General features: G+C 53.0%; 5 protein-coding genes. 2 read left to right on the top strand and 3 right to left on the bottom strand.

Annotated elements, in window-relative coordinates; all coding sequences use genetic code 11:
• Positions 1-111, top strand: a complete 111-nt coding sequence (locus IQ273_RS29650; RefSeq protein ID WP_397197044.1) for a transposase — start codon at positions 1-3, stop codon at positions 109-111.
• A gap of 254 nt (positions 112-365) precedes the next feature.
• Positions 366-1,205: a hypothetical protein gene (locus IQ273_RS29645; protein WP_194026701.1), complete on the top strand. Its 840-nt coding sequence runs from the start codon at positions 366-368 to the stop codon at positions 1,203-1,205.
• A 132-nt stretch (positions 1,206-1,337) separates the two neighbouring features.
• Here IQ273_RS29645 and IQ273_RS29640 read toward each other — a convergent pair whose 3' ends face one another.
• The 3 genes from IQ273_RS29640 to IQ273_RS29630 all read right to left on the bottom strand — a co-directional run bounded on the left by IQ273_RS29640 (position 1,338) and on the right by IQ273_RS29630 (position 5,032).
• Entirely contained in the window at positions 1,338-3,269 is a 1,932-nt protein-coding gene (locus tag IQ273_RS29640) for an ABC-F family ATP-binding cassette domain-containing protein (protein ID WP_194026700.1), read from the bottom strand.
• 75 nt (positions 3,270-3,344) lie between these two features.
• Positions 3,345-4,007 (bottom strand): isoprenylcysteine carboxylmethyltransferase family protein, encoded by a 663-nt coding sequence (locus tag IQ273_RS29635; protein WP_194026699.1) that lies wholly within the window; start codon positions 4,005-4,007, stop codon positions 3,345-3,347.
• A gap of 320 nt (positions 4,008-4,327) precedes the next feature.
• The gene (locus IQ273_RS29630) at positions 4,328-5,032 is read right to left on the bottom strand and encodes a 2,3-bisphosphoglycerate-dependent phosphoglycerate mutase (protein WP_194026698.1); all 705 of its coding nucleotides are present in this window, start codon (positions 5,030-5,032) and stop codon (positions 4,328-4,330) included.
• Between the last annotated feature and the right edge of the window lie 469 nt (positions 5,033-5,501).

Raw genomic sequence — 5,501 nt, 5'->3', positions numbered from 1 at the left:
ATCAACACGCGTTTGAAGTTGATTAAGCGCTCTGGCTACGGATTCACTAATTTTGAGCGATTCCGCCTCCGATGCCTAATCTGCTGGCATTTTTCTCCAACCGCTGCATAGTGATCCCAGGAGAGCCACAATTAGTAAGGTCTTTCTCTCTTTCTATAGAAGCGTCTTTAGTACAGTCAATCTCCAACTATCAGTCGATTGATGATGCTTATATTGCCGTTAAGTTAAGGAAATGCAGCAAACCCACTTATAAACAATTTCAGCTAGCACTTAACTGCTTGAATGCTGACTCACGTTTAAATCTATAGAACGATTATAAGTTTGCTGCTCAGCACTCAATTCAAATGACTACACAAGGAGACGCAATGAAACGCTTTATTCTATGTTCTTTGTCTGCCACTATGGCCTTGGCCGTAGGATCGACTGCTAAAGCTCAAACCGACATTAGTTCGGCTGCTACCTACTCCAACGAAGGGGTAATGAGCCGGTTTGAACTTCGCCAAAATAGCTTGACCAGAGGTGTCCTTTCCCCCGACGATTTAGGACCCAACAACCGCGCCGTGCCTATGGACGGCGAACTTTGGATGAATGACTACCAATCCAACCGCTATGGCGCTAGCAATCGCACCAACCAAGGTCAAAATACAAACCTGCCCGGTGTTGTATCGCCCAACTCCCAAAGCCCTAACAACCGCGCTACCCCTGGCCAAAGCACCAGCCCTAACCAGCAGCAGCGGCCTGAGATGGATATGCAAAACCAAGATCCTAACCTGCCCGGTGTTGTAGCACCCAACTCCCAAGGCCCTAACAATCGCGCTACCCCTGGCCAAAGCACCAGCCCTAACCAGCAGCAGCGGCCTGGGATGGATATGCAGCAAAACCAAGATCCTAACCTGCCTGGTGTTGTAGCACCCAACTCCCAGAGCCCTAACAATCGCGCTACCCCTGGCCAAAGCACCAGCCCTAACCAGCAGCAGCGGCCTGGGATGGACATGCAGCAAAACCAGGATCCTAACCTGCCCGGTGTTGTAGCACCCAACTCCCAAAGCCCTAACAACCGCGCTGTCCCCGGTCAGGGAAATAGCTATCCTAACCAGCAGCAGCGGCCTGGGATGGACATGCAGCAAAACCAGGATTCTAACCTGCCCGGTGTTGTGGCACCCAACTCCCAAAGCCCCAACAATCGCGCCACCCCAGCTCAATAATCGCCCTCTCCTGAATTGAGGAGCGGCTTCTCATCATTCAGGATTAGCCTTCCCTTTGCGACTCCTGTCGGCGGCACCCTGCCGCCGATTCTTCTGTCTCGCATTGGGTACGGTTGGAAGCCCCTGATAGGCTTACTCCACGCGCTCGGCTAGCTCCATCCAGCGTTCGGTAGAAGTGTCGATGGTGGTGGTGAGTTGGCCTAGGCGCTCGGAGAGTTTGGCAACCTCAGCGTAATCGCTGGGGGGGTTACCGTAGAGTTGTTTTTCTAGCGCTGCTTTTTCAGCTTCCATAGCGGGAATTTGGGCCTCAAGCTGCTCATATTCTCGCTTTTCTTTGTAGGAGAGCTTTTTGGCCTTGACCTCGGGAGTTGGCTCTGACTTAGCTACCGTCTGGGCAGATGCAGTGGCTTGGGCTTTGCTGGCAGCGGCCTTTCCATTCTCCTTTTGGGTGTCTGAGGCCGCTTTTTTGTGATCTAAATAGACCGAGTAATTGCCCGGATAATTGCGCAGCACGCCGTCGCCCTCAAAGGCAAAGATGGTGTTGACGGTGCGATCGAGAAAGTAGCGATCGTGGGAGACCACAATCACACAGCCGTTGAACTCCTCCAGGTATTCTTCCAGCACGCCGAGGGTTTGCACATCGAGGTCGTTGGTAGGCTCGTCGAGAATCAGCAGGTTCGGGGCCGACAACAGCACCCGCAGCAAAAACAACCGCCGTCGCTCGCCGCCGGAGAGTTTTTCAAGTGGTGAATATTGCTGGTTTGAGGTGAACAAGAACCGCTCCAGCATTTGGGAGGCTGTGATCACGCTGCCGTCATTGGTGGTAACCAGTTCGGCGGTTTCTTTGAGGTATTCGATCACCCGCTGGCTAGGGTTGGCAAACAGGTCTTCGGAATGCTGGTCGAAGTAGCCAACGTGGATAGTGGTGCCAATATCGACAGAGCCGCTGTCGGGTTCCAGCCGTCCGGTAATTACGTTCATTAGGGTCGATTTGCCGACGCCGTTGGGGCCAATGATGCCAATGCGATCGTCGGGGGCAAAGGCGTAGGTAAAGTCTTTAAACAGAAGCCGGTCTTCGTAGCTTTTAGAGACATCCTCCAGCTCGATCACCTTTTTGCCGATGCGGCGACCGACGGTGGAGATATCTACTTTGCCGAGAGATTCTTTGAACTCGCGGTTTTGCATGTCGCCGATGCGATCGATGCGGGCCTTTTGCTTGGTGCTACGAGCCTTAGGGCCGCGCTTCAGCCATTCCAGCTCGCGGCGCAGTACGCCAGCATGCTTCTTTTGCGAACTGACATCGGCGGCTTCAGATAACGCCTTTTTTTCCAAGTAATAGGCGTAGTTGCCTGCGTAGCCGTAGAGGTCGCCGCGATCGATCTCAAGAATACGGTTGGTAACCTGGTCGAGAAAATAGCGATCGTGGGTAATCAGCAGCAGCGCACCGCGAAAGCCGCTCAGGTAGCTTTGCAGCCACTCCACCGATTCGGCATCGAGGTGGTTGGTGGGCTCATCCATGAGCAGGGCATCGGGGTCGGCCAGTAGGGCAGCGGCGATCGCCACCCGCTTTCTATACCCCCCCGACAGATCGCCCACTTTGGTATCAAAGTCGTCAATGCCCAGCTTGCTGAGAATGGCCTTGGCGCTGGTTTCTAGGTCCCAGGCATCAGCGGCAGCAATTTTTTCAGATACGGTCGAGAGCTGAGCCATCAGGGCATCGGCATCGCCTGTGCCCTGGGCCATATGGTGCGAGATATCTTCATACTCGCGAATCAGCGCCATCTGCTCGCCTGCGTCAGCAAAGACCTGCTCTAGGACGGTGCGATCGGCCTCAAAGTCGGGCTGTTGGGGCAGGTAAACAATCTTGGCCCCAGGGTTGACCCAAAAATCACCGCCGTCGAAGGGCTCTAGCCCCGCAATCATCTTCAGCAGGGTCGATTTGCCGGATCCGTTGGTGCCAATCAGGCCCACCTTGTCGCCCTCGTCCAGGCTAAAGCTGGCATCGCGGAGAATTTCCTTGATGCCAAAGTCTTTGGTGGCGGAGCGCAGAGTAAACAGAGTCATGGGCAGCCGGGTCATGAACCCTTAGATCATAGACCCTCGGGTATGCTGGCGTGGAGAAGCTCTTGAATTAGTCCTTTAGTTAGGGGACTCAGCGGATGTGGTTTGAGCCTCAGGTTGGGCACCGCCAAACAACTGCGGCAACAGCAACCCCGATCGCGCCTTATAGTCCGCAAACGCTGGATAGCGCGACAGCGACTCGTCTTTTTTTCGCATGTTGGGCACAAACACTAGAGCCGCAACCAGCCCCAAAATAGCAAAGGGCAGCCAGTGCATCGCCAGCAGGGCAAAGGAGAAGTAGATCAAAATCTCGCCCAGGTAGTTGGTGTTGCGGCAGCGGGCAAACAAACCTTCGGTAATTAGCCCCGGCTGATACTTGAGGGTGAAGTACTTTTGAGCATCGCTGACGTAGTGCAGAAATACGCCGAGGATATTGAGGGCGATCGCAGCGGCTACCAGCGGCAACGGCGGCTCTACTCCTTGGCTAATCAGCAAAAAGGGAGCCACCCAGTAGAGACCCAAAAACCCGAAGGTGAAAGCTCCGGCCCCTAGCGAAATGGGTTGCTCCCACTGCTTGTCGGGATACAGGCGATCTTTTAGCAGCCACAGCAGGCCGTAGGTGCCGTGCAGCGCCAGGTACACCCATGGCCCCACGCCAAAATTTTGGTAAACCACCATCAGGGCCGCGATGTAAACGGCGGTAGCGCCTTTGTGAAGGTTGATAACGTGCTTTACTTTCATCGCAGTATCCTGAAGAGCTTTCATCATCGTAACGACGAAGCTAAGTCGCTGCTAGAACTTGAGCTTCAGCGCTTCTGCTATACCCATCGGGTGAGCACGCGCATGAGTTTGCCAGAGCTGTGAGGCATGGCGACGCTCGTATTCCCGATTGGACTACGATGAGCGTATTACAAACGTAGTCCAATCGGTGCCATTTACCCTGTCATAGCCTTCTGACAGTCCAATTTGTAGGGTGCATTCGCGAAGCAATGCACTAAAGGCTGTAAGTTAAGAAGCTTGCAATGGGTAGACGAGCAGGCCATAGGGCAAAGCTGAGAACACTATTGTGTTAATACCTCTTTGTTGGTAAAAGTACCCTCGGCATCGACGTCATATAGAATGGGCACGCCTGTGGCCAGTTCTAAAATGGCCACCTCATCTTCGCCAAGACGATCGATATACATCAATATTGATCGCAAAGAATTGCCGTGGGCTGCTACCATCACATTTTTTCCAGCCTGAAGTTCTGGCAAAATACATTGCTCAAAAAAAGGCACCGTCCGCTTGACTGTATCAGCTAAACTTTCGCCGCCTGGCGGGCGCACATCGTAAGATCTCCGCCAGAGGTGAACCTGTTTTTCCCCAAATTTTTCTGCCATTTCGGCTTTGTTCAAACCTTGGAGGTCGCCATAGTAGCGCTCATCTAGGGCAGGCGAACGAATAATCTTGAGTTCTTGCTCAGGTTGGCCGACGTGGTGATCCCAACCGTGCCAGTCAGGTTCAGCCGGATCATGCCAGATGTAGGGTATACGACCATTGCGCACTTCATCACATTCGGTAAGGCAAACGATCGCTGTTTCGATCGCCCGAATTAGCATACTGGTGAAACAAATATCGACGGTGTAGCCTGCATCTCGCAACTTACACGAAGCAATCGTCGCTTCCGCTCGCCCCCTCTCGCTCATGGGCACATCGACCCAACCCGTGAACTTGTTGGCCGCATTCCATAGACTTTGCCCGTGGCGAATCAAAATAAGCTTAGACATAAGGTAATGGATATGTAAGAGGTTTCAACAAATTAAATCTATACTCTTTATGGTAGAAGAAGACGTAAACAAGCTGACGGGCAGCCATTAGATCCGACGAGCTTTCCAAACGCATAATAGGTTAAAAAAGTATTAGAGTTTGATATAGCTACGGCTGCTCAAAAAATTGCGTTGGTGCCGTTGGCGCTACTGGCGATGCTATGCCTATAGGTGCTCTGGCCGTAGGTTAAAAGAACGAGCTGTTGATATTATCGACGGTTTCGTCAACCCAGCCGGTTATATAGTACTGGGGAGATCTCTGGGAGAGAAAATACCAGCTTCAAGCCAGCGACTGTAGACGCTGTAGCGATTATCTTGATCGTCAAGCTCACCCTGCTATGTAGTAGCTGCCACGGGGGTGGCGGCTGGCGGCAGAGAGCAAGCTGGGGCTTGCCATAAGGTGTCATGGGCCACCATGGCATTGAGGATG

The sequence above is a fragment of the Nodosilinea sp. LEGE 07298 genome (assembly GCF_015207265.1).
Taxonomy (GTDB): Bacteria; Cyanobacteriota; Cyanobacteriia; order Phormidesmidales; family Phormidesmidaceae; genus Nodosilinea.
This window is presented reverse-complemented; position numbering and strand designations above follow the sequence as displayed.

Excerpts from the sequence above, each read along its gene's own strand:
- IQ273_RS29645 (WP_194026701.1), top strand. The coding sequence starts at position 366 with ATGAAACGCTTTATTCTATGTTCTTTGTCTGCCACTATGGCCTTGGCC.
- IQ273_RS29635 (WP_194026699.1), bottom strand. The coding sequence starts at position 4,007 with ATGAAAGTAAAGCACGTTATCAACCTTCACAAAGGCGCTACCGCCGTT.
- IQ273_RS29640 (WP_194026700.1), bottom strand. The coding sequence starts at position 3,269 with ATGACTCTGTTTACTCTGCGCTCCGCCACCAAAGACTTTGGCATCAAG.
- IQ273_RS29630 (WP_194026698.1), bottom strand. The coding sequence starts at position 5,032 with ATGTCTAAGCTTATTTTGATTCGCCACGGGCAAAGTCTATGGAATGCG.